At 36.2% G+C, this 23886-nt stretch carries 15 protein-coding genes and 1 tRNA gene; 4 read left to right on the plus strand and 12 right to left on the minus strand.

All coding sequences use genetic code 11. The features are described 5' to 3' along the window. Window positions 1–36: 36 nt before the first annotated feature. Window positions 37–1056 (minus strand): helix-turn-helix domain-containing protein, encoded by a 1020-nt coding sequence (locus ACO05K_RS09615; protein ID WP_421944226.1) that lies wholly within the window; start codon window positions 1054–1056, stop codon window positions 37–39. Window positions 1057–1406: 350 nt separating this feature from the next. On the opposite strand from ACO05K_RS09615, the gene ACO05K_RS09620 reads away from it, so the two are divergent. From ACO05K_RS09620 to ACO05K_RS09630, 3 genes are all read left to right on the plus strand, one after another. Next, window positions 1407–1964, plus strand: a complete 558-nt coding sequence (locus tag ACO05K_RS09620) for a phosphatase PAP2 family protein (RefSeq protein ID WP_421944227.1) — start codon at window positions 1407–1409, stop codon at window positions 1962–1964. Between the two features lie 96 nt (window positions 1965–2060). After that, window positions 2061–2951: a winged helix-turn-helix domain-containing protein gene (locus tag ACO05K_RS09625; protein ID WP_421944228.1), complete on the plus strand. Its 891-nt coding sequence runs from the start codon at window positions 2061–2063 to the stop codon at window positions 2949–2951. Window positions 2952–3064: 113 nt separating this feature from the next. Next, on the plus strand, window positions 3065–4117 hold the full coding sequence (locus ACO05K_RS09630) for a DUF6584 family protein (RefSeq protein ID WP_421944229.1): 1053 nt from the start codon (window positions 3065–3067) through the stop codon (window positions 4115–4117). A 24-nt stretch (window positions 4118–4141) separates the two neighbouring features. Here the strand turns inward: ACO05K_RS09630 and ACO05K_RS09635 are convergent. The 10 genes from ACO05K_RS09635 to ACO05K_RS09680 all read right to left on the minus strand — a co-directional run bounded on the left by ACO05K_RS09635 (window position 4142) and on the right by ACO05K_RS09680 (window position 22339). After that, a tRNA-Cys gene (locus tag ACO05K_RS09635) sits at window positions 4142–4213 on the minus strand. Between the two features lie 36 nt (window positions 4214–4249). Next, window positions 4250–6916 (minus strand): M14 family zinc carboxypeptidase, encoded by a 2667-nt coding sequence (locus ACO05K_RS09640; protein WP_421944230.1) that lies wholly within the window; start codon window positions 6914–6916, stop codon window positions 4250–4252. Between the two features lie 18 nt (window positions 6917–6934). Beyond that, the gene (locus ACO05K_RS09645) at window positions 6935–8272 is read right to left on the minus strand and encodes a RagB/SusD family nutrient uptake outer membrane protein (RefSeq protein WP_421944231.1); all 1338 of its coding nucleotides are present in this window, start codon (window positions 8270–8272) and stop codon (window positions 6935–6937) included. A gap of 18 nt (window positions 8273–8290) precedes the next feature. Beyond that, window positions 8291–11362: a SusC/RagA family TonB-linked outer membrane protein gene (locus tag ACO05K_RS09650; RefSeq protein WP_421944232.1), complete on the minus strand. Its 3072-nt coding sequence runs from the start codon at window positions 11360–11362 to the stop codon at window positions 8291–8293. A 477-nt stretch (window positions 11363–11839) separates the two neighbouring features. After that, window positions 11840–12331, minus strand: a complete 492-nt coding sequence (locus tag ACO05K_RS09655) for a 2'-5' RNA ligase family protein (RefSeq protein WP_421944233.1) — start codon at window positions 12329–12331, stop codon at window positions 11840–11842. 164 nt (window positions 12332–12495) lie between these two features. Continuing rightward, on the minus strand, window positions 12496–13677 hold the full coding sequence (locus tag ACO05K_RS09660; RefSeq protein ID WP_421944234.1) for a glycoside hydrolase family 88 protein: 1182 nt from the start codon (window positions 13675–13677) through the stop codon (window positions 12496–12498). Window positions 13678–13679: 2 nt separating this feature from the next. Then, window positions 13680–14867 (minus strand): alginate lyase family protein, encoded by a 1188-nt coding sequence (locus ACO05K_RS09665; RefSeq protein WP_421944235.1) that lies wholly within the window; start codon window positions 14865–14867, stop codon window positions 13680–13682. 399 nt (window positions 14868–15266) lie between these two features. Next, the gene (locus tag ACO05K_RS09670; RefSeq protein WP_421944236.1) at window positions 15267–17141 is read right to left on the minus strand and encodes a RagB/SusD family nutrient uptake outer membrane protein; all 1875 of its coding nucleotides are present in this window, start codon (window positions 17139–17141) and stop codon (window positions 15267–15269) included. 11 nt (window positions 17142–17152) lie between these two features. Next, window positions 17153–20239, minus strand: coding sequence for a SusC/RagA family TonB-linked outer membrane protein (locus tag ACO05K_RS09675; RefSeq protein WP_421944237.1), 3087 nt, complete (start codon window positions 20237–20239; stop codon window positions 17153–17155). 234 nt (window positions 20240–20473) lie between these two features. Then, window positions 20474–22339 (minus strand): 7TM diverse intracellular signaling domain-containing protein, encoded by a 1866-nt coding sequence (locus tag ACO05K_RS09680; RefSeq protein WP_421944238.1) that lies wholly within the window; start codon window positions 22337–22339, stop codon window positions 20474–20476. A 260-nt stretch (window positions 22340–22599) separates the two neighbouring features. Here ACO05K_RS09680 and ACO05K_RS09685 point away from each other — a divergent pair, with 260 nt between their 5' ends. Continuing rightward, on the plus strand, window positions 22600–23184 hold the full coding sequence (locus tag ACO05K_RS09685) for a DUF4142 domain-containing protein (protein WP_421944239.1): 585 nt from the start codon (window positions 22600–22602) through the stop codon (window positions 23182–23184). Between the two features lie 152 nt (window positions 23185–23336). Here ACO05K_RS09685 and ACO05K_RS09690 read toward each other — a convergent pair whose 3' ends face one another. Beyond that, window positions 23337–23798, minus strand: a complete 462-nt coding sequence (locus ACO05K_RS09690) for a PA2169 family four-helix-bundle protein (RefSeq protein WP_421944240.1) — start codon at window positions 23796–23798, stop codon at window positions 23337–23339. Between the last annotated feature and the right edge of the window lie 88 nt (window positions 23799–23886).

The following is a 23886-nucleotide window of genomic DNA, read 5'->3' on the forward strand; positions in this document are numbered from 1 at the left end:
ATCATAATATAGAAGTTCGATTTTATAAAACCGAACTTACTTAAAGTGCATTTTTTGATATTCTGAAGGTGTAAGTCCGGTTATTTTCTTAAACGCAGTAAAGAAAGTCGATTTTGAATTGAAGCCACTATCATAACCCAAACTTTCTATTGTGTAATTTTTTTGGGTTTCTAATAGCCTTTTGGCTTTATCTATTTTATATTCATTTATCAGATTAGAAAAAGACTTTCCTAAAATTTCATTTACATATTGAGATAATATATGCTTTGTAACTTTCAGTTCTTTTGCTGCCTCATCAAGACTGAAATTCGGCTTCAAGAATAATTCGTTTTCGATAATTACCTTAAGTTTCTCTGCAATTAAATCGCGTGTATCTTCGTCTAATTCTTTGTTTTTATACTTTTCCTTTTCCCGAAAAAAAGTCTGCTCTTTGCTATTTCTAAAGATAAAAAGTAGAACAATTAGATACGATACAAAAGTAAAAGACAACGCTCCAACAATGTAAGATGTATAAGCAGCGGTTGTGTATGCTAACCATGTAAAAGCAACGCCGAAATAAATACTTAATAACCAAACATCGAGTCTTTTTAAATTTTCTTTTTCCTTAATTTTCTTAAAAATTGGTTTGATGTACTTCAAAGATATAACCGTATAAACAAACCATTGTAAATATATTCCTTTCAAAATCCAGCTCGTCCAAACGGCAATGTGTTCATCATAAGGATAAAAATATCCTAAAATACTCATCACAACTAAATAAGGAAATATATGCGCTGCCCAATTTTGTTTTACTGTTGAGGAATATGATTTAAGGTATAGAAAAAGAAAAGGACCAATTAAAATGCAAGCAGAAAGCCCAATCTGAATGAAGAAATTGGATAGGTCTGGATTAAAATAGAAAAATACTGATTTAGCAATCCTGATACTTAAAACCAACAAGAGCAAGGATAAATAAAAGTTGGTAAAAACTTTCTTTTTAGCATTTATGGCGAAGTACAAAGAGAGCAGAAAGCCATTAAAAGCTCCTAAAGCGCTAAAAAAGAAGAGAAACGTCATCTATATTGTTCAAGTAGTATTTCGTAATATAAAACTGATAAAGCTATTCTTGTCCATAACATCTCTATGTAAAGCTTCAAGGTTATACACAAATTTAAACAGTTTAGTTGAAAACCCATCATCTGTTAATTTATAACTGTTATTATCTAAACGCCTGATTTCCCAAATACTTGCGCCTGACAATAACATGACACAATCTTAACATTGTGATTAATTGTATGAAATACCTTTAAGAAAAATTTAAGATGTTTAAGAGGATAAGGCGACTGCCCTTTTATTTTATTACGCTATTAATTGTGATAACATGCACGCTCATTTTTATTTGCGCACTAAAAAAAGTTGACGGCTTTTTGCTACTCAACATTTATCATACAAAATTCCTGGATATTTTCTTTAGGATAATAACCAATTTGGGCGATGGGATTTTATGCATTGCATTTGGAATAGTTTTATTTCTGTTTAAAAGAAAGAAAAAAGCTACTACCTTATTATTAGCCTATTCTTCCTCGAGTATTTTGGCTCAGGTAGCTAAAAGAGTGTTTGATTTACCTCGACCAAGATTGCTGTTAGAGCAAATGAACGTTCAATATTTGAATTTTGTACCAGACGTAGATGTACACAATTACCATTCTTTTCCTTCGGGTCATACCACATCGGCTTTTGCTTTAGCAACGGTATTGGTTTTGATTTATAAAAAGCGTAAATTTTCACTGCCTTGCATATTATTAGCAATACTGGTTGGCTATTCCCGAATATATCTAGCGCAACATTTCCCAATAGATGTGTTTTTTGGAATAATTCTGGGCGTATTTTGTGCATTGATAAGCTATTATCAGGTTTATGATTTAAAACTATTTAGATCTTTAAAAGCGGTGAAGCGATTAAAAAAATCACAAATTCAATATTGATTCTGCTTATAACTTAGTTTTACTATGATATTTTACAGTCTAAAGAGCCAGGATTGAAAATAAAATTGTAAACTTTGTAAATAAAATCTCGACAAGATGTTAAACGTCCAGAATCTCCTATCCGGTAAAGGCAAATACTTTATTGGATTTATTGTCCTTTTATTTATTTCTGCAATTTGTGTAGCATTTAGTGTAACTGATGTTGATGATTTTGCAATTGCAAGAAGGGAGATTTTGCTACGCAGAATTGGGCACGAATTACTTTTACAATCTGGCGATAGTAAATCGAGAGTGCTTCCAGTAAAAAAGATTACTGAAAACGAATATCAAATCAAGTTCGAAAATGAGTTTACATTTCAACCAGATTCTTTGGTAAACACAATTCGTAGATTATTAGCTAAAGACCCTTTCGCGACAGATTATGTTGTTAATGTTCTGAATGGTGACAACTCAAGTGTAACTTATGGATATGCGATATCAAAAAATAAGAAAGATGATATTGTAACCTGCCTAGGCAGAAAACAACCATCAGCACGCTACATAGTTAATGTTAAATTTAAATCAGAAGGAGTAAATTCTGCGAAGAATGGATATCTTTTAGGGAGTATACCATTTTTGGCGTTGGTTGGTTTTATTTTCTTAAAATCTGTTAAGCCAAAAAGAAATTTACCCGTTGAGCAGCAAGCTGATACTTTCACTTTAGGCTCCGTGATGTTTGATTCAAAAAATCAGAAACTCATTATTGACGGTTTAGCAACCGACTTAACCGGAACGGAAACCCGTGTATTGTCTATTTTTGCATCCGCACCGAACGAAACCATAGAAAGAAGCCGACTGCAAAAAGAGATATGGGAAGATGAAGGTGTTATTGTTGGACGCAGTTTAGATATGTTTATCTCAAAACTGAGGAAAAAGTTAGAAATTGATCCTAAAATTAAAATTGTTGTAATAAGGGGAAAAGGTTATAAGCTAGAGATTAGTGGTTAAGAAGTGCTACTTGAGTTATGTTTTTTATCCAAATTAAAAATATTAGTTTAGTTTTAAATATTACACGCTCAAAATCATCTACCTATCAAGTTATTTAGCAGAAAAACCCTATAATGAAGCGACTGTTTATTGTTTTTATTTTTATTTCAGCTCGATTAGCTGCCCAGGAAATAGATGTTTTATTAATTGGAGTTTCGCATAACTATAGCAATTACCCCAAGCAGGATTTCTCAGAAATTTATCGAAAAATTGAACAGTTTAAACCTACAGCGTTTTTTGGGGAATTTCTGAGTAAAGAAGATGAACAAAATGTTATGGATTATTGGTGTAAAAAAGATAACCTCAATCGATTAAATATACTTCGGAAAAACAAAGATATTGCGGCAACGCAACTCCCGAAAAGTATCGATAGCTTAAAGAAACTCTGCTTAAAATATCCAAACGACTTTAAATTGAAAACCGATTTAGCACATGCATATTATTTAAATCAGGATGTTTCGAATGGGCATTATCAATACTGGCAGGTTTTTAATCATTTAAAGCAAACTCCAGATGCAAAATTGCAAACCTATGTAGATAACCTGCTTAGCCCAGGTTTGGATACAACCGGACGCAGTATGAAAAGATTAAAAACCTCTGAATATGCTTTAATTGCATTCCCTATGATGCAGAAAATGGGTATCAAGCAATTACTTCCAATGGATTGCCAGGATTATGATTTGAACTGGAATGCTTCATGGGCAGCAACCGACGAGAAATTTAATAAATTCAGAAAAGATACTTCAGCAGCTTTTAAAAAAGAACTTAAGGCGAAGCTTGCACAAATAAATAATGGCTTTCAAAAATACGACAGCATCGAGAAATCTTCTGCTAAAGTAACCGAATGGCTGAACACCGATGAAGCATCAGTAATCTCTGCATCCGGAGATTTTTTCTTACCAGAAATGTACGACCTGAAGAACTTTCCAAAAGAAGAAATGTTGTCGAAAATTCATTGGTGGATAATGAGAAACGAGGGAATGTGCAATAATGTTGTTAATCTTTCAAAGGCATCTGGTGTTAAAAGAGTTGTTGTAATTGCCGGAGCCAACCACCGAAAATACATGCAGGAAATTTTTGAAAAAATGCCCGGTGTAAGGGTAAAAAACATTAATCAGATAAAGTAGTACTTGTTAAATTAAAGTTATTTGAGGCATGGGGGCGGATTCGAACCGCCATAAAAAGTTTTGCAGACTCCTGCCTAACCCTTCAGCCACCCTGCCAAAAAATAAAGGCGGCAAATGCCGCCTTATGGTATTTTATCGATTACCTCCTCCGACGAGATTCCCGAAAAATATTGAATTTAAAAATAACCTTGCTGTACCTAACCAATATCCTCTATAAGTTGGGTCGTCTGCAAAGAGGATAACTTCACCACTTCCGCTTCCAGAGGCAATTATTGCTGCAGAATTTGCCACCTTCGCTGTATTTGCTTTAGATGAGTAACCATTGATTAACGGTTTTGCAGTGTACTGAGCAACTGTCGCATATTTATTTGCACTTGGCAACAACAATGTTGATCCATTTTTATTAATAAAGAGCTTACGCGAACTCACACCAAAAGCAATTGGATGAGAAATATCCAAATCAGATAAAAATATTGCACCATTGATCCTTTTTGAACCTTCAACATCTTCCTGTCTCGAATAATCTAAGCGCTCTAGCTGTAAACTAGCCTGTTTTCCAGTTGCACCATCAGCTGAAGGTTTAGCTGGTTCTTTTTTAATATCTTCTGTTTTACCAGCTGTAGCAGCTGGTAAGACTGGAACTTCTCCCCTTCTGGCAAAAGTTTCAGTTTGCGAAAGCTTTTCTTTAACAATTTCTTGCTGAATGGCCCAAGCCGTAGCAGTTTGAAAAGTAATAAGCGTTCCGCCATCATTTACCCAGGCTTTAAGTTTATCAACCGTGGCTTTATCCCAAGCACTATAACTTCCGCCAGGTAATACTATTACGTTGTAGCGATTAAGCGAGGTTCTTGCAAAGCTCTGCAAATCTAGTTTCGTTACAGGCAAATCAAGCTGCTGGTTTAAAAGAAACCAAACTTGTCCAGCTTCAGAAGAAGTTACACCTTGTCCGAATGCTAGCGCCACCTCTGGCTTTCTTACTGTTTTTATATTGCTGCTTCCCAAGTCAATACCTTCTGCGCTAAATCCACTCGAAACAGCTGTAATTTCGATATTTGCTTGTTTGGAAGCTGTATTTAACGCAGCCAAAAGAGAATCTGTAGAAATACTTTGACCAACTACAGGGATTACCAAACTACCCGGCAAATATGATTTTTTTCCGCCTTTTGTATTCGCTACAAAAGATTTAAACGCAGTTTTAACCAGTACATTTTTAAGCTGAAGCTGATATAGTGCTTTGGTAAAATTATAATCGCTTGAATTAATCAGATACGCATAATTAGCTTTTTCGACTGCTAAATTTCCTTCATCAGAATTGAGATTAGTAACTTGTACACCTTTATTAAAGTTAGCATTCAGCTTTGCATATTTAAGGCCATAAGCATGAATAATACTCCAACCCGTATTATCATAAAAAATACTATCCTTTAATGTATTTTCCTCAAAAATGGAATGTACGATAAGGAAGTTCGGCTGTGCAGAAGGTACAATATATGCCGTTCCTTTTTCAAAAGTTTTACCATCCTGACTAATGTTGTCTGATAGCTGGTAAACTTCCAAATGATGCTGAAGCAACAGACCTAAAAATTTCTTAGTCAGATTTACATCTTTTTTATCTCCAAATACAAATCCTTTTGCCGGATTTTTCTTTCCTTGTTCCAGGCTGTATTTAAAAAAATCTTTCTGAACCTTAAAAAGCCCTGTCTTTTCTTCAACCGCACCTTCTATTGTAGAAAAACTGGTTGCCAAATGGTTACGAATGGTAAAAGCAAAAGTAAGCGGACCATTACTCGATTCTTGAAGAATACCTCTGGAACTAGCTTGCTCAAAAGTTGCCGCTACAGACCCATAAAATTTAGGATAAGTTGAACCATAAATTGGCGAGAGGTTATCATAGTTTTCTTTGGTGAAATAAAATGAACCAATTTCATCAAGCGCCTTTGCATGATATTTAGCCAAAGTAACCTGAAATTCATACAAAAACTGCGGAATAACCGGACTTTCATGATTTTTTGGAGTTGGTTCAAAATAATAAGTTGCGTTTGTTCCCTGTTCATGAAAATCTATCTGAACGTTAGGATACCATTTGTGGAAAAAAGCTAAGCGATTGCGGCTTTCCACTTGTACCAAATTCAGCCAGTCGCGGTTTAAATCTGTAAAATAATGATTAGTTCTTCCATTTGGCCAGGCTTCCTGATGTTCCTTATCTGCCGGATCTCCCACTGCTGGAAAAGAATGGTAAGCATTGTGCCAGTTTGCAGCCCTGTCTCTTCCATCTGGATTTAATGATGGATCGATAAATATTACAGACTCAGAAAGCCACTTTGTTGTTTGTGCATCATTGCTTGCAACAAGATAATAAGCCGTTAACAAACTGGTTTCTGTACTCGAACTTTCGTTTCCATGCACGCCATAGCCTAAATGGATAATAACTGGTGCGTTGTTGCCAAGCACAGGTGTAGATGGATTTGTTTGGCTAAGGTGTTCTTGCCTGATTTGCTCTAACTTGGCATAGTTAGATGGAGATGTGATGGTTACGATAATCTGCTCACGTTGCTCGTAAGTCTTGCCTAAACTTTGAACATGAACACGATCTGAAAGCTTTTCTAAATGACGAAAATAGGAAACAACCTGATCATGTCTGGTGAAAAATGTGCCAATCGGATAACCCAAAAAGCTTTCAGGTGAGGGAATTTTGGCATCAAGCTGACCAGCTTTTGGGAAATAATAACTGTTCTGAGCAGATACTTTAAAACTTATTAGCAAAGCGAGTAAGGCGATGCCATTGATAATTTTTTTCATTTTTATATAGTTTAAAGATTAATAACCTGGGTTTTGAGTAACATCCGGATCTGATTGAACATCTGAAAATGGAATCGGGAATAACCAGAAATTTCTGTTGGTAATCCCTAAAACAGTTCCTGCTCTTTCCGTTCTCACTAAATCGAACCATCGATGTGCTTCGAAAGCGAATTCGATACCATTTTCATCTTCAATAGCTTGTATTAAACCAGCTTGGGTAGTTGCTGTGGTTACGCCAACATCAGCCCTTGTTCTCACTGCATTTAAATCAGCTGCAGCCTCGGTTAACTTATTCAGCTGTGCTCTGGCTTCTGCTCTTATCAAATAAAGTTCGGCAATCCTGATAAGGTAAGATGGATCTGTACTGGTTGCAGTTGTGTTATAAAGTACACCATAAACTGTAGTTCCACTTCCGGCTATCAAAGTATTTCTGGTACCTCCTACTGCCGGATTATTCAATTTTGATACAAGACCATCAGAAGGTTTCAGTGTAAACTGCCCACCTGAAGAACTCGGGTACCATAAATTCCAGTAACTGTTTCTATCATTTACAGAATAAGCCAGCTCTAGCACAGATTCTGCAGTTTGAAATGGAGCGGTAAAAAAAGATTTGTAAGGTTTAACCAGACTATATTTAGTATTGGCAATAACCTGACTTGCATAAATTTCTGCATCTGCCCATTGTTTTCTGTAAAGATGTAACCTGGCTCGAAGTGCACGAGCAGCGCTTTTTTGTGCCCTGTTTCTTGTTGTTGCATCTTCCGGAAGTAATTGCTCTGCTTGTATTAAATCGGCAAGTACCTGGTCGTAAGTTTGGTCTAGTGTACTTCTTTTAATTCCTTTTAGCACACTCAAATCAGTTGTAGGTTTAAGCTGAAGCTGAACACCACCCCATCCTCTAGCTAAATCGAAATAAGCTAATGCCCTAATGAAGTAGGCTTCTCCAAGTATTTTATTTTTTTCAACAGCTGTTAATGTTGGGTCGCTAACGGTTGGTACATAAGCAATAACACTATTTGCAGAGTTTACGGCACGATAAATTCCCTGATAAGCAGATACGGTTATCACATTATCTGTAGGTATTGCATTTTGGTCGAGTTGCAGATATTCACTCAAAGTTCCGTTGAAAATAACGTTGTCTGTTGTTATGGTTCCTAATGTTGGATAACTCGATGCATAATAACCTTGCAAGCGGTCGTATGTTCCGATAATTGCAGCTCTTGCTGTACTTGCATCAGTTATTGAACTTTCAGTTGGCAAGGCGTTATTTGGTACTTCTTCCAAATATTTCTCACAAGAGGATGATAGTAAAACGACCACCAGTAAAATTGCATTTCTAAAATATGTTGTTTTCATTTTTCTTAAGCTTAAGGATTAAAAAGTTACACTTGCGCCAATCTGGAAAGTCCTTGGTTGTGGTACAGTTGCCCAATCGTAACCAACTGTATTCTGATTATTAGATTGAGAACTAACCTCCGGATCTAAACCTCCATAATTAGTAAAGGTTAGCAGATTGGTTCCCTGCGCATAAATTCTGAACTTGCTAACTCCAATTTTTGTCAAAATGTCTTTTGGAAACGTGTAACCTAGCGTAAGGGTTTTTAATCTGATAAATGAGCCATCCTCTAGATATCTTGAAGAAAGACTGGCAACATTTCCACCATAGTTATTTGCTGCACCGCCATTTTGAGTTGGATTGGCGCTGTAAGTGGTTAATCTCGGAATGTCGGTAATGTCGCCCGGCTTTTGCCATCTATCGAGTTGACGAGGCAAAAACCCGATATTAGCCTGGGTTCCGCCATGAACCATAAAGAAATCGTTCATGTTCATGATTTTATTCCCCTGCTGGAAATAAAAGAAAAAGCTAAAATCAAAACCCTTAAAAGTGAAATTATTGGTTAATCCGCCGGTATATTTTGGTAAAGCATTACCAACAATCTGGCGGTCGGCAGAAGTGATTATGCCATCACCATTTACATCTTCGTAAACGGCATTACCCGTTTGTGGATCTACCTGAAGCTGCTTATAAAGTTGGAAAGAGTTAGTAGAATAACCCTGACGAAGAATTGAAATATTTCTTCCAGAAGCACCAAGACTAATATCGGATGCCAGTTTTTCAATTTTATTGTTGTTGAATGAGATGTTAAAATTTGTGGTCCATTGGAAAGCATCACTTTCGATGTTTACAGAATTTATTCCAAGTTCAAATCCTTTGTTTCTTACGGCTCCAAAATTCTGCAAATACGAGGCAAATCCAGAACGGTATGGAACAGGAACGTTCAGCAGCAAATCATAAGTATATTTATTGTAATAGTCTGCTACAATGCTTAAACGGTTTTTAAAAATTCCAAACTCTGTTCCGATATTAAACTGACGGGTTGTTTCCCAAGTTAAATCAGGATTTGCAAGTTGCGTTGGTGCTGTACCGGGTTGTTCTAAATAATTTGCTCCCGAAGACCACAGACCTTGAGCGGCATAAGCGCCAATTCCATTTTGATTTCCTGAAAGACCTAAACTTGCCCTAATTTTTAATTCATCAAAGAAATTTAGATTTTTAATAAATTCTTCCTGACTTAATCTCCAGGCTACACCTCCCGAAGGAAAATATCCCCAACGATTATTTGTACCAAATTTAGATGAAGCATCTGCCCTTATACTAGCATCAATCGTATATTTTCCATCATAAGTATAACTCGCCTTACTGAAAAAAGAAAGAAGCTTTGATTCGTTTCTAGATGCAGAACCCGAACGTGTGGCAGCAACTGATACAGAGCGAAGACTGTTTGCTGCAAAGCCTGTTCCGCTAGCGGTTGTACTCTCATTTAGCACCGTATTTATGGTATTACCTACAAGTGCATTAATGTTATGTTTTTTCTCAGCGCCGAAAGATTTCACAAAACTCAACACCTGCTCATTGGTTAAAACCAGGTTTTTATTTTCTATTGATGAAGCTGAACCATTGGCCGCAATACCTGCGCTGATTAGCGTACTTGAATAACTGTTATCATATTCACTGCTGTTATCAATACTCCAGCTACTCCTCAATTTTAATCCCGGAAGGAAAGTATACTCTCCAAAAATATTACCAATAGTTCTCCAGCCTACTGCTTTACTATCTAAATTTTCAATCAAAGCGATGTGATTGTCAAAACTGCCATAGCGTGCATAGGTTCCATCTGCATTATAAATCGGCAAATACGATCTCGGAAAAAGCGCTGAGTTAATTACACCCGTTGGGTTATTGTCGCTTCCGCTTAAGTTACGTTGAGAGCGGGTAAAATTAATACTTGTACCAACTTTAAGTTTATCAGTCAGGTAGTTATCATAGTTCAATCTTGCCGAATAACGTTTGTAATCTGATGGCTTAACAATTGATTCCTGCCCTAAATATCCAAGGCCGATGTAATATGTACTTTTATCGGTACCACCTTGGGTTGAAACTTCGTAATTTGAGGTTTTTGCCGTACGAAAAAGGCCGCCAATACGATCGAATGTTGGTTGGCTTTGTGGATTAGGAAACGGTAAAACCACTGTAGCAGGATTAAGTCCGTTATCAATAGCGGTATTTATTCTAGTTTCATTCGTTAAAAGCGCTACTTCAGGACCAGAAGCAACTTCGAACTTATTCACCGCTGTTGACCATCCTTGGAAAGTACTTAGATTAATGTTTGCTTTTGTATTTCGCTTACCTCTTTTAGTGGTTACGATAATTACACCATTTGCACCTAATGAACCGTAAATTGCCGTAGCGTTAGCATCTTTTAAAATCTGAATATCTTCAATATCAGATGGGTTTAAATCAGCTATAGGATTGGAAGCCTGTTGATTGCCAAGTCCTGCTGAAATTGGATCAGCATTGCTCACAAATACTCCATCAATAATATATAACGGATCTACCGATGCATTGATAGAGTTATTTCCTCTAACCCTAAAAGTAATACCACCGCCAGGAACTCCTGAATTGGAAGTAACCTGCACACCAGTAGTTTTTCCTTGAAGTAGTTGATTAAAGCCACCAGAAGGCTGGTTTTGAACTACAGAACCGCTGATGCTTGAAATAGAACCTGCAATATATTTTCGTTCCTGGGTACTGTAACCAGTTACCACAACATCGTTAAGCTGATTTTGAGATTCCTGAAGCCTGATGGTGGTCGGACTACCATCTACCGTAACGGTTTTTTGTTCATACCCGATAAAGCTTACAATTAATGTGTAAGGAAATTTTTGTCCGGTAACAAAACTGAACTTGCCATCACTATCTGTAGAAACAGTATGCGTAGTCCCTTTAATTTTAACCACTGCTCCGGGCAATGGCTGGCTGGTTGTGGCATCCAGTACAGTACCATTCAATCTAGACTGTATACTTGGCGTTACCTGTGCATTGGTCGATACAGTCCAATAGAGGCATAAAAGCAGGTATAATCCTGTTTTGTAGAAATTTTTCATTGTTTAAAGTTTAAGGATTTTTGGCAAAGAGATTCCATTAAGCCTAACAGGCTTTTAAAGAAAATTTAAAACATAAAGTGTTACGATTGAGATCGTTTTTTAAGGATAGTTTAGCCGATGCTATCACACATTCGCATCATGCAGCTAGAGGTTTTTGCTGTGATAGAACTGTATGATTTAAGAAAATCAATTGCTTTTAAGCTGTTACTTTTTGATAGAAAATAGGGATTCATGATTAATTATATATTAAATCTATAGATTTAGTAGTACAAATAAAAACAATTAATCCCGTTATTCCAATTTCCAATATTTAAGGCCTGCGATCAATCTGTATAATTCAGAATAATATTTTAAAAAAATCAATAATTATCAAATATTAAATTGATTAAAACTAAAATTAATAATTTTCATTTCGACAAATCATCAGAAAAAATATTTCTTTGAATCACTTATCTTCGCTGAAAAGTGTGGTACGACTTATTGTCTAAAAGGAAAATATTGATAATGCTGCCATGGTCCATTTAGATAATGCCATAAGTCAAGACCTTCAATGCTTACTTGAAAGGATTTAAAAGATTTAGTTAGATGCTCTAATAATTTTCTTGCTTCTTCTGGTGTAACCTTATTTTGTATCGTAACATGCGGACGAATACTTTGTTTATCCTGCAAAATGAGCTGGCTATTAAATGCTTTTTGAAGGTAAATGTGTAATTTATTAAGTGCTGGGATATCGAAGAAATAGGCTACACCATTACCAATATTTTTTAATGAAGTTACAGTTCCTGATATGGTATTTTCCTTTACCGATTGAAGAATTTGTTGATTAGCAAAGGTATCTGGAAGTTGATGAAAAAGCGTTAAATGAGCCTTAAGCAAGTTTATTTCTTTCGGAAAATGTTGATCCCTCATCTCATTAAAGAAGTTTTGGCTTACTTCGTCTAATCTAGCCGTAAGGATACAGGTGTTCATAGCACTTTAATGTTTTTTTACTAACGGATTAAAATGCAGATTGTTTATTGAATCATTGATTAAAAAATAAGCACTTCTAGTTTTTGAAGTGCTTATAGATATAATTTGTAATCATAAATCCAATCGATGTATTGCTTGTCGCCTGTCTTACCGCTTTCCGAGTCTTACATATTATTTTTACTCCTAAGAAGCGCTTCTAAATAATAATAATCGGCATAATTTATTGGTACATCAATTTCTGATTTTGCAGGGCGATGACCTGTACTGTGTTTTAATAAAAAACCATAGTTTTCTCCAATTTTATTAACATAAGCAGAACTCAGAGAGGATAAAATTTTATCTGCCGCAGCACGATATTTCTTACCATTAGCACTATATCCAGCCAATTCATAAAGTGCCGAAGCTGTAATAGCAGCTGCAGAAGCATCTCTAGAAGTATTAGGAATTAATGGGTCGTTGTAATCCCAATAAGGAACACCATCCTTTGGAGTTATTTTCGAATCTAAAATAAAAGTCGCAATACCATCAGCCTGATTTAGATAACTTTGCTTTTTAGTTTCACGGAAACACATTGTGTAGCCGTATAAAGCCCAGGCTTGCCCGCGAGCCCATGCAGATTCATTTGCATAACCCTGTGCAGTAACCTTTTGACGAACCTTTCCATATTGTGTGGTATCGTAATCTATTACGTGATAAGAACTAAAATCATTACGGAAATGGTTTTTTATTGTATTATCTGCATGGCTGATGGCGATTTTATAAAAGGAAGAATCACCAGTAAATTTTGTGGCCTCAAAAAGTAATTCAAGGTTCATCATGTTATCAATTATTACAGGAAATTTCCACTTATCGCCATTGTGATCCCAGGATTTTATTACGCCAGATGTTTGATTAAACCGAGTTGAAAGTGATTTTGCGGCTTGAATAATTACTCCACGATATGCAGTATCATTAGTTAACTTATAGCCATTTCCAAATGGACAGTAAATCATAAAACCCAAATCATGTGTACCCTTATTAAACTGTTCTTTTTTAATATCTTCAGTATATTTTTTAGCGAGGTTTAGCCATTTTTCATCTTTCGTATATTGATATAAATACCACAGTTCGGCAGCAAAAAAACCACTTGTCCAATCTCTCGAGTTCACCATTTTAAACTGTCCGTTTTCTACAGTTCTCGGCGACACCAGGTTGGGTTTAATTTTTCTTGCAGAATCTACATTTTTAATAAGCACTTCCGTTTGTATCTCAGCGGAAGCAAATGCCTTTTTTACATTAGTTTTCTGTGCCTGAGCAATACTAACACACAGCATTATCATTAATAAAAGTTGAATTTTTTGTTTCATAATTATAACCATATTAAGGGATTTCGTATAGGCAGATTTCTAATAACCTCCTCTACCTGAGGTTTGTGTTCTAATTTTTTCCAGGTTTCTATCCAGTTTTCTACACCAAATGCGTTCGCTCCAAAAACAAGAAAGGGTTGTGCAACCGGCCAGTCATTCCAGTACATTACATCAGGTTTTAAAGTCCATTTGCTTTTATCGGCGATGAAAGGATATAAAAATTCTATGCCTTTCTTTATTGATTTTCCATCGGCTGTTTCAAACTTCCAAAGATTATCTTTTTCAGTTGATAAAATGTGGCAAAGCGTAGTCATAGCATCCAAATTAAAAATAGCGTATCCGTAAGGTTTAGTGCGTGCCATTTCTAGTGGAAAGCTACCATCAACAGCCATTTGATTTGGCAGCAAATTGTTCTTAAAGTTAGTCCTTATAGAATCGAGCATATTTTCATCTCTACATAATTTTGCAAAAGATGCCACTTGCATAGCCCAACAGGTTGCATGATTATTCTTAACCTTTTTCTCCTGTATACCTGGTTTTGAAATATTTAACCATAAAGTATAATCTGCAAACCACTTTTTTACACCAGTTAGTGTTTCCTTATCAAAAGCACTCGAAGTTTCCATAACCAATGCTCCTTGCGCAACTTCCATTAAATGTATCGTATCTATAATCCCATAATTGCGACCTGTAAAACGACCTTTAACAGCCTGGGCAAAAAGTAAATTTGGGTTCATCAAGGTTTTTGAGTTTACAAACCATGCTTTTAAGTGTGAAATTGCATGCTTTACATAGCTATCCTTGCCTGTTAAAATATAGGCTGATGAAAGTGCACCAATGATTTTACTAAAACGAATCATCGCTTTGCGGTGTTCGACAAAATTATTAGGGTTAGTCATGCCATCTCTGTTGATGTATGGACCGTCCGGATTTTGTGGATCAGGCCAAAAATAATCCGCTTCTGAAAAGAAATCGTGGACGCCACCTGCACTTCTTGGAGAATGATGAGCAGTAACCGTAATGGGTTTTTGTTTCATTGCCCAGGCTGCATCTGCCAGGATCTGATTTCTTAAAACATCTTGAACAACTTGCTTTACTTCAATGGTTTCTCGTTGATTATTAGTTAGCGAGAAGCCAGTCGAAAATAAGCTAAGCAAAACAAGAATGCCGGTAAAAATATTTTTCTTCATAAAATAGTTCCTAATATTTGAATTCAATACATCGGAGGTATATCTGGTTTTAATTTTCAAATAACAGAATCATATAATTATTTAATATTATCTGAAGCTGTTCCAATCATTAATTAAATTGTAAAAGCTCGGCTATCCATTTTAGTTTCGATTTATAGAAAGATAGCTTTTCCTTATCGATTTTAAAAGTAATCAGCCAATTTCCAACAGGTTTTAACATCAGTTTCTGAAAACCTTTTACTCTTTAACTGGCCAAGTATTAAGTCGACTTTATCTTTAAATAAATTCAGTTACAATTTACAAAAAGCTAAAAGGAGCAATCCTTTTTTACGGGATTGCTTCTACAACTAAACAATGGCTGCCTGAGGAACGGGCCTTACCATTTATCTTCAATTTTATTTAAGGTAATTTATCAAGCGCCGGAACATTTTGTTCAAAACCTGCGTAACCTTTATTTTGATTTATCCTTCCTTCGGTATTGAATCTTTGCGCACTTGCAGGAATAGGCCATAATACGTGGAATGGAGCAATTTTGTAATTTACACCTTGCAATGTTGGCACCTGATTTTTGTAAAAGTCATTTTTCTCAATAATTCTATCGTACATAAAATTATTATCAGAGAAACTTGCCACATTATAGTTTTTACCATTGTATGCCACTTTTCCGGTTTGAGCAAAAATGTAGGCAATTCTGGTTAACTCCGTTTTACGTGGTTCTTCCCAGTAAAGTTCCCTTGCTCTTTCATCTAGTATTGTACCAATATTAACCTGACTGGCATTTGTTAGTAAGGTTGCATTTGCTCTTGCCCTTACCACGTTCAAATCTGCCATAGCAAGTCCTAAATCTCCTTTCCAATAATATGCTTCGGCACGTAGCAAATACGTTTCGGCCAGGCGAAATACATACCAATCTGTATTTGTACCGCGTGGCGGAGTCCAATAAGGATCGTTTGCCAAAGCATTGGTAGAATTGATAAACACCTTGTAATGCGGCCAGCCAAACCAGTGTCTGATGGTATCGAGCGCACCGTTAGTAAATCTCTGAGAAAGATTTGAAGATGAATACTGTTGTAATGGTTGCCCATAAAGTGCTCTGTCTGCAGCATTTGTAGAGGTTTTAAGCGCCGGATTATTATAAACCAAATCAGTCATATCCATCCACATACCTTTTGCATGGCGGTAATCGGTATTATCTGTCCAGATGTACCTTGTTGAATAAGGTGTACCTCTGTAACGGCCAATACCTCTTCCATACATTCTTGTTAATGGAATTTCAGCAGTAACAGCATCAACAATAGCAGTTGCTCCGGATGGTGTTTTAACGTTAGCGAAGTGCCATGCAGGTACGGTATTTCTCATTAACTGAGAACCAAGCGCAGTAAATCCAACAAAATTTTCTCTATCGATAACCAGAAATAATGCTTCTCTGTTAGCTGCTAAAGATTTGTTATCCATGCGATGCAAATCCCACACAACGTTTTTTGTAGCATCTGATGCGGTACTTCCAAAACGGCTGGTCATTATTCCATATCGCCCTCCGTTAATTACATTATTTGCTGAGGTTATTGCATCATCAAAATTGCCCAATGCCAGATTAACTTTGGTTAATAAGTGGCTCACAGCGCCTTTGGTTACATCTCCTTTATTACCACCATCGGTTACCCAATTTTGGGCAAACTCTAAATCGGTTTTAAGTTTTGCTAATATTACCTCTCTTTTGGTTGAATAAAAATCAGCCCTTGGCGAATCCAAATCCTTCAACAAAAGCGGCACATCTCCAAACTGGTGAACCAACCTGTAATAGTTGTAAGCACGATAAAAAAGCGCTGACCCGAGAATCAGATTTTTTTCTGCTTCGGATGAATAAGTTGGCTTATCAATATTAGAAATGATGGTATTGGCTTGCCTAACGGCTACAAACTCATTATCCCAATACCAGCCGATTTTATTAAAATCATCACTGTTCAGATTGGCATCAGGTGTAATTCTGGAAATTAAATCCTGTGCAGGTGTGTTTTTATCTGTAGTGCCTTCTACGGCAACATCAGAAAAGATTGATTCGGTTAGCATTGGTGCTGAATCTCCGAAGAACTCTCTTCTGGTAGCCAATCCTAATCCGTTTAAAGCAGCTTTCATTGCAACCAAACTGTTTAGATTTTCAGGTGCATAAGCCGAAAGTTGTTGAGAATCTAAATAAGTCTTTTTACAGCTTGCCGCTGTGATTAATCCAATAAATCCTAGAAATACAAATATATTTTGGTTTAATTTTTTCATTTTCGTAACGCTTATAATGTAACATTAAGGCCTAAAGTGTATAATCTTGGTGTTGGCCCATTGTTCTGAGGGTCCCAGAAAGTCCATTGCGGAGCATAGTAGCCAGCGTTGGTTACATTTGCATAAATTTTGGCTGTTTTAACCCTGAGTTTGCCCAACAAATTTTGAGGAACTGAATAAGAAAGTGCAACAGTATTCAGACGGATAAAAGAGTTATCCCAATACACGTTGTAGCTAGTACCACTCGAACCAGAATTAAGCCTTGCATAATCATTAATTGGATTGTTTGGTGTCCAATAAGGCAAAACATAAGATGATGCCCTTGCAAAACCTACACTGCCCGGTTGGTTTTTAGCCTGATTGTATTGTTTTAACTGCCCCCAGTTTGAAAGCAATTGAAAAGAAAAATCGAAGTTTTTAAAAATGTTAAACTCATTCCTCATTGCCAGAAAATATCGCGGTGTGCGGTAACCCAGAAATTTCTTGTCAGCATCTGAATAGTTATAATCTCCGTTTACATCCTCTAACTTAAAATCGCCGGGTTTAATAGCTGCTCTGGTAAATTTTGCAGCCTCTGCCATTTCATTTGCCTGCCATACACCCTGAAGGTTATAATCCCAGATGATATCGATGTCTTTCCCGATAAACCATCCGTTACCCGGATCATCAGTTGGAAGCGCCAATGCAATAATTTTATTTCTATTAAAAGAGATGTTAAAATTCGTGGTCCATTTAATGTTTCCTTCCGTTAGGTTTTTAGTAGTTAAATTAAACTCGCCCCCTTTATTGTTGATACGTGCAAGGTTAGAATAAACAGTAGAATAACCACTAACATTTGGTAATGTCTGTCTTACCAATAAATCGCTTGTTTTTTTACTAAAACCATCAATCGATCCGGTTATTCTATCGTTAAAGAGTGAAAAATCTAAACCGAAGTTTATTGCAGTAGTTTCTTCCCATTTTAAATTTGCATTTGCCATTTTACTACTGATTTGCACCGTATTAACATCTGATGCCACACCGCCTGGCGTTACCGTTTGGTATTTGCCGCTTGCAAGTTGCGCAAGTGCTGCATACGGATCAACTGTACCGTTATCAGGATTACGTAAATCGCGGTTACCATTTATACCGTAAGAAAGGCGAAGTTTACCATAGTTTAGCCATTTCTGGTTTTTCATAAAAGATTCATCGGTAAATACCCAGGCAAAAGCCGCCGCAGGAAATGTTGCTCTTTTGAAATTAAAACCGAATACAGAATAACCATCTCTCCTAACAGAAAGTGTTAAGATATAGCGCTGTAAAAGGCTATAATTTACTCTGGCCATTAGCGCATCGCCTGTATAAACTTTATCTTCACTATTAGTAGTTGGCTTAATACCGCTTGCAAGATTATGATAACTCAACACATCACCAGGAACAAAACCTTCGTTGGCGGCTTGCGTCCACCAGGTTTGGTATTTTTCTGCATTTGCAAGTAACGTAACATCAACATTATGAATACCAGCAAATGTTTTATTCCATTTGATAAGGTTATCTATTTGCCAATTATAACGGGTTTCGTTAGGACGACTAGCCGAACCACCTGGTGTTACCACATCAGGATTTCTTGATGATCTGTAATCGAAAGTTCTATAGAAATCCAGCCCCGGACTAAAATTGAGCTGATAAGTAATTCCAAAAGGCAATTTCACTTTACCATAAAGACTTGCAAAAATTGTATTCTGCTTGTTCATCCGCTCATTGTAAGTCATACTTAAGAAAGGATTCCTGGCGTTTAATCCACTATCATCAGTAGGAATTCTACGTAATTCTCCGTTTGGAAGATACCTGTCGCCATAAGGAGATAGATTTGTTAACTGGTTCCAATCTGCCTCTAAACTTCCGTCTCCGGTGCGTGCTTCATCGCGATCTGCAAACTGAAGATTTAATCCTAGCGTTAAGAATTTTGCCGCTTCAGCTTCCAAGTTCACCCTTCCACGGATAGAAGTATATTCTCCGCCTTCTATTAGGTTTTGATTCTTCTGATAGTTAAGAGACATGTAATAATTTACCTCTTGTTTACGACCGCTCAGGCTTAAAGTATGATCCTGGCGAAAACCTCTTCTAAAAATATCATCATACCAGTTTTCGGTTTTTCCAGCCAGGTAATTTGCTTTTTCATTGGCAACCAATCCAAGTCTGTTTAACCATAAATCTACTGGGTCTCCGGTTTGTCCGTTTAACCATTGCGTTATGGTAACGCCTGTCGGAAGATTTCTTGGGTCGTTATATAAATATTCTGGCGTTACTGCACCACTCCTCATTACATCTCCTCTCCAGGCTAAAAAATCTTCACCCTGATAAGGACGCATATTTTTAGCAAGTTCAGCGAAACCCGCATTGGTATTGATGGTAATCGTTGGCATATCGCCACGACCTTTTTTGGTGGTAACAGCAATAACTCCTGTAGCAGCTTTAGCACCATATACAGCCAATGAACTGGCATCCTTCAATACATCTACAGATTCGATATCATTTGGGTTGATATCTGCCAACTGTCCGTTATAGATAACACCATCCAATACAATAAGTGGCGAACTACCTGCAGAAAGTGTTGATTTCCCCCGAACCAGAAAATCTCCGCCACCTTTGGCGCTAGAACTTAGCCCGACAGATAAACCAGGTACATTTCCTCTTAATACATCAGATAAACTCTGTGGATTTTCATTTTCTAGTTGAGTTGCTTTTACGCTTGATATGGCACCCGTTGCATCTCTTTTGGTTGTTGTTCCGTAACCGATTACAACAACATCCGTTAAGTCCTGAGATTCTTCGGCTAAGGTTACATTTAAAGTCGTACGTCTGTTAACCTGAATTTCCTGACTTGCATAGCCAACTGCAGAAAATATCAGCGTGGCTTGCTGGGAAGCCGAAATGGTAAATTCCCCTTCGCCTCCTGAAGATACTCCTGAAGTTGCATTTTTAACTTTTACGGAAACACCTGGTATGGCGGCTCCTGATTTGTCCCTGATTGTTCCTTTTATGTTTACCTGCTGCGCATACGCCAGCGAAAACATAAAACAAACCAGGCTAAAAAGTAGCGTAATTTGTTTTCTCATATTATTTGGTTTAGAAATTTATAATCACAAACCTATTCTATTTAAAAACAAATATCAAGAAAAATATTTCATAACTACCTGTAAAACAAATAGTTATAAAAAAAATCAATACGCTTCAACAACAATTAAAAACAAAAGAATATGTGCTTAAAATACAATTAAAGCATATTGCGATATAATCACTAATACGCTTTAAAAACATTTAATTTCTTTAAAGAAAATCTGGAATTTTTATCAAATAGGCTCGGTAAGTACCAATTTGCTCCATCCTTCCTCACCTGCTTTTTTAATTTCATCTTTTTTTAAGTTGAATAACTTTTGCATTTTGGAGTTGTAAGTCCAACAGGTGCTTTGCCTTATCGAAAGCAATTGAGAAAGTTTGTAAGAGGAAATAGTGCCTTTAGAGCTGCAAACCAAAAACAGCATGTACAATGCTTTATTAATTGGAATTCTACTGTTTTGGAATAAGGTATTTGCAGTAACAGATTCATCATAGCCACATTTAGTGCATCTTCTGCTGTAAATTGTTTGGCCGGTTAAAAAATGTACATTATTACATCTATTACAAGAATAACCATTAGACCACTTCAATTCAGCAATGTATTTATAACAATGTTCCTTATCAGGATAAATTCTACTAAACTCTTCAAACTCGACCATTTTTGAACTGAGCCTGGCTTTTGTAGCACGAGTAATATTTAGGCTGAGTTCGTTATTATCCTTTTTCAGCATAGAATTCATTAAAGAAATCTCCAGGTTCTGTTGTTCAATAATTTGCGCTTTAGTCTGAATTTCTTCTGTACGCTGCTCTACCAAGATGGATAATTCTGCATTGAGTGTTTGATTAAGTTTTTCATTCAGCCTTAACTGCTCAATAACCCTTTTTTGTGCCCTGCTTTTCTTTTTACGTAGCGTTCTGATACTACTTCCAATTGCAAAAGAAACAATAACCATTTCTATGATGAAGCAAATACTAAGGCTGTAGTAAACCAATGGACCATAAGGCAGCCATTTTAAGAGCAGTAAAATCTTTATGATGAAGCCTGCAACGAGAAAGCCATAACCTATAATTAAAAAAAGCGCTGGTTTATAGCCTTTTCTATATACATCCAAACCTGCCAAAAACACAACTAATAAGGGTATAAATTCGATTATTTTGAAATTAAATAGTGGAGTATAATATAGGCAAGCGATAAAAAACAAACTTCGAAGAATAATTAAAGCAATAATTACTTTGTAGTAACCTGGAGATTTAGCTTTTAGAAATAGAAAATTTACCGTGAAAAGCATCCCAAAAATGCTGCTTAAAAACAACGCTACACCAAAGCCATAAATGTTTAGCAGCGGATAATTTGGCCAAAGGTACTGAAAGGCAACTCCATCATTACACATTTCATAAAGGCCAATGCTAAGATTATAAAGCACATAAAAAAGATACTGTTTGCCTTTGATGGCAAAATACATCAATAAATTATACAAACAGAATACGATAATCATCCCATAAAAAAGACCGAAAATGAAATATTCCCCAAGGGCATAACCCACAAACCAGTGCAAATCTCTAAGCACAATGATAGCACTTACCGAATGTGGCGATTTAATCCTTACATAGTATGTTAGCTGAGTATTTGTTTTATTAGGTAAATCGAAGGTGAAATTTTTATGTTGATACACCCGTTTACCAAAAGTATAACCTGTACCAGATACATGCGCCTGATAACTTTTCACCTCATTTGGCGTAAAAAGGGTTAAATCTGCAATTGATTGATCGAAAAATTCGAGCATCCATCGATTTGAAGATGAGGTGTTATGATTGATTTTAAACTTATACCAATATGCAGATGCAAGGTTGTCGTTTTTAGGAATTCTATTTGCATTTGGACGGAACTGCGTTTGATATTCATTGCTAAGTATTTGTGCAATAGTAAGCTTACCAGATTTATCTTCGAGTACATCAACATGATTATAGGTAAAAATCTGATGTGGTGTATTATCATCAACGGAAAGCGGAGTTTGAGCCTTTATTTTGGCACTAAATGATAAGGTAAAAACAAAAAAATAGAATAGACAGATAATGTTTTTTGAATTAAGCAAAAACACAAATCGGTTTCGATGACAGAATAAAAGCAGTAACAAGGGAGATAATGGTTAGTTAATACATTATACAAAAACTTAAGTATTAAACCTGCAAATTCTTTCTGAACGATATCCAATATGCATAACCAGCGAATTTCAATCGATTGAAATTTTTACACAAACTTTATTTAAAAATTATCTCTTCGGAATAACTCGTTAAACTAATTTTTTCAAAACCTTTAACCCGATTTAAGGTTGTATTACCAACAACAAAATTTTATACTATGAAAAAGTTATTTTATGTAATGGCTATACCAGTCATTGCGCTTGGAATGCAAGCTTGTAGCGGAAACAAAGACGCTAAAGACACAGCCGATAGTTTAAACATGGCTAAAGACACCACAACTAATGTTGCTGAAACCGGCGGTATTGCCGTTGCAGAAGGTGATTCTAAATTTGCAACAACTGCAGCTGCTGGCGGCATGGCTGAAGTAGAAATGGGTAAATTAGCACTTGAGAAAAGCACTAATGCTTCAGTTAAAGAATTTGCAACTATGATGGTAAGTGATCATGGAAAGGCAAACACTGAGTTAATGTCTATTGCAGCTATGAAAAACATTACGCTTCCAACAACCGTTGATGCTGATCACCAAAAGAAAATGGATGATTTAAGTAAAAAAACCGGTGCAGATTTCGACAAAGCTTATGTTGATGCAATGGTTGATGGACATAAATCGACTCATGATTTAATGGAAAAAGAAGCTAAAGATGGTGAGGATGCTGATTTAAAAGCATTTGCTTCGAAAACAGCTCCTGTTGTGAAAGCACATTTGGATAAGATCGAAATGATTAAAAAATCAATGAAATAATCTTATTATTTGATAAAAAGAAAAGCCCGGAAAATTCCGGGCTTTTCTCGTTTTATGCTTTTTATATATTCTAAAAACTATAGGCTAATTTTTTCACAAAAAAAATGGGATTTCATAATCCCATTTTTCATTAACAATAAATAACCTTTAAACTATATTGCTTTGTGCGCATCGCGTAAAGCTTTAATCGCATCATGACTTAGATTAATGCCTTGCTGCTGATCAAGCAATACCGTTCTAACTTCTTCACCAAGTTCATTCTCCTGAAGCGCTTCTTTGTAAGCTTTTTTAATGGCGTCTTCACCACGTTCGCACTCTTCTAAAATACTGGTTCTGTCGTTGCCACCAAAACTTGCTTTAATGTCTATCCACGCACGGTGAATGCTCCCTAAAATGGTATTACCTGTATCAGGATTTTCACCTTGCTTACCAACAAGTCCGGCTAGTTCCGTAACATTTTTTCTGCTCTGTCCGGATAATTTCTCAAAGGTTGCTTTTAAGTCGATGTTTTCATCTTCGATATCCGCAGATGCTTTATCAAAACCGTCAGCACGGTCGTTATTAATCTGAATTAAATCGTTTAGTACTTCTGTTGTTTTTTCTTGATTTTCCATGTTTTTTTGATAGATTGTTATTGAAAACACTACCTGGCATGGATTGTTTTTAAAATTTCTACTCTTATGAATAACATTCTAAAATCAG

The organism is Pedobacter sp. (assembly GCF_965227205.1).
Taxonomy (GTDB): Bacteria; Bacteroidota; Bacteroidia; order Sphingobacteriales; family Sphingobacteriaceae; genus Pedobacter.

Coding starts and splice junctions, on each gene's coding strand:
- ACO05K_RS09685 (WP_421944239.1), top strand. CDS start 22,600: ATGAAAAAGTTATTTTATGTAATGGCTATACCAGTCATTGCGCTTGGA.
- ACO05K_RS09670 (WP_421944236.1), bottom strand. CDS start 17,141: ATGAAAAAATTAAACCAAAATATATTTGTATTTCTAGGATTTATTGGA.
- ACO05K_RS09690 (WP_421944240.1), bottom strand. CDS start 23,798: ATGGAAAATCAAGAAAAAACAACAGAAGTACTAAACGATTTAATTCAG.
- ACO05K_RS09630 (WP_421944229.1), top strand. CDS start 3,065: ATGAAGCGACTGTTTATTGTTTTTATTTTTATTTCAGCTCGATTAGCT.
- ACO05K_RS09645 (WP_421944231.1), bottom strand. CDS start 8,272: ATGAAAACAACATATTTTAGAAATGCAATTTTACTGGTGGTCGTTTTA.
- ACO05K_RS09615 (WP_421944226.1), bottom strand. CDS start 1,056: ATGACGTTTCTCTTCTTTTTTAGCGCTTTAGGAGCTTTTAATGGCTTT.
- ACO05K_RS09655 (WP_421944233.1), bottom strand. CDS start 12,331: ATGAACACCTGTATCCTTACGGCTAGATTAGACGAAGTAAGCCAAAAC.
- ACO05K_RS09675 (WP_421944237.1), bottom strand. CDS start 20,239: ATGAGAAAACAAATTACGCTACTTTTTAGCCTGGTTTGTTTTATGTTT.
- ACO05K_RS09665 (WP_421944235.1), bottom strand. CDS start 14,867: ATGAAGAAAAATATTTTTACCGGCATTCTTGTTTTGCTTAGCTTATTT.
- ACO05K_RS09625 (WP_421944228.1), top strand. CDS start 2,061: ATGTTAAACGTCCAGAATCTCCTATCCGGTAAAGGCAAATACTTTATT.
- ACO05K_RS09650 (WP_421944232.1), bottom strand. CDS start 11,362: ATGAAAAATTTCTACAAAACAGGATTATACCTGCTTTTATGCCTCTAT.
- ACO05K_RS09640 (WP_421944230.1), bottom strand. CDS start 6,916: ATGAAAAAAATTATCAATGGCATCGCCTTACTCGCTTTGCTAATAAGT.
- ACO05K_RS09660 (WP_421944234.1), bottom strand. CDS start 13,677: ATGAAACAAAAAATTCAACTTTTATTAATGATAATGCTGTGTGTTAGT.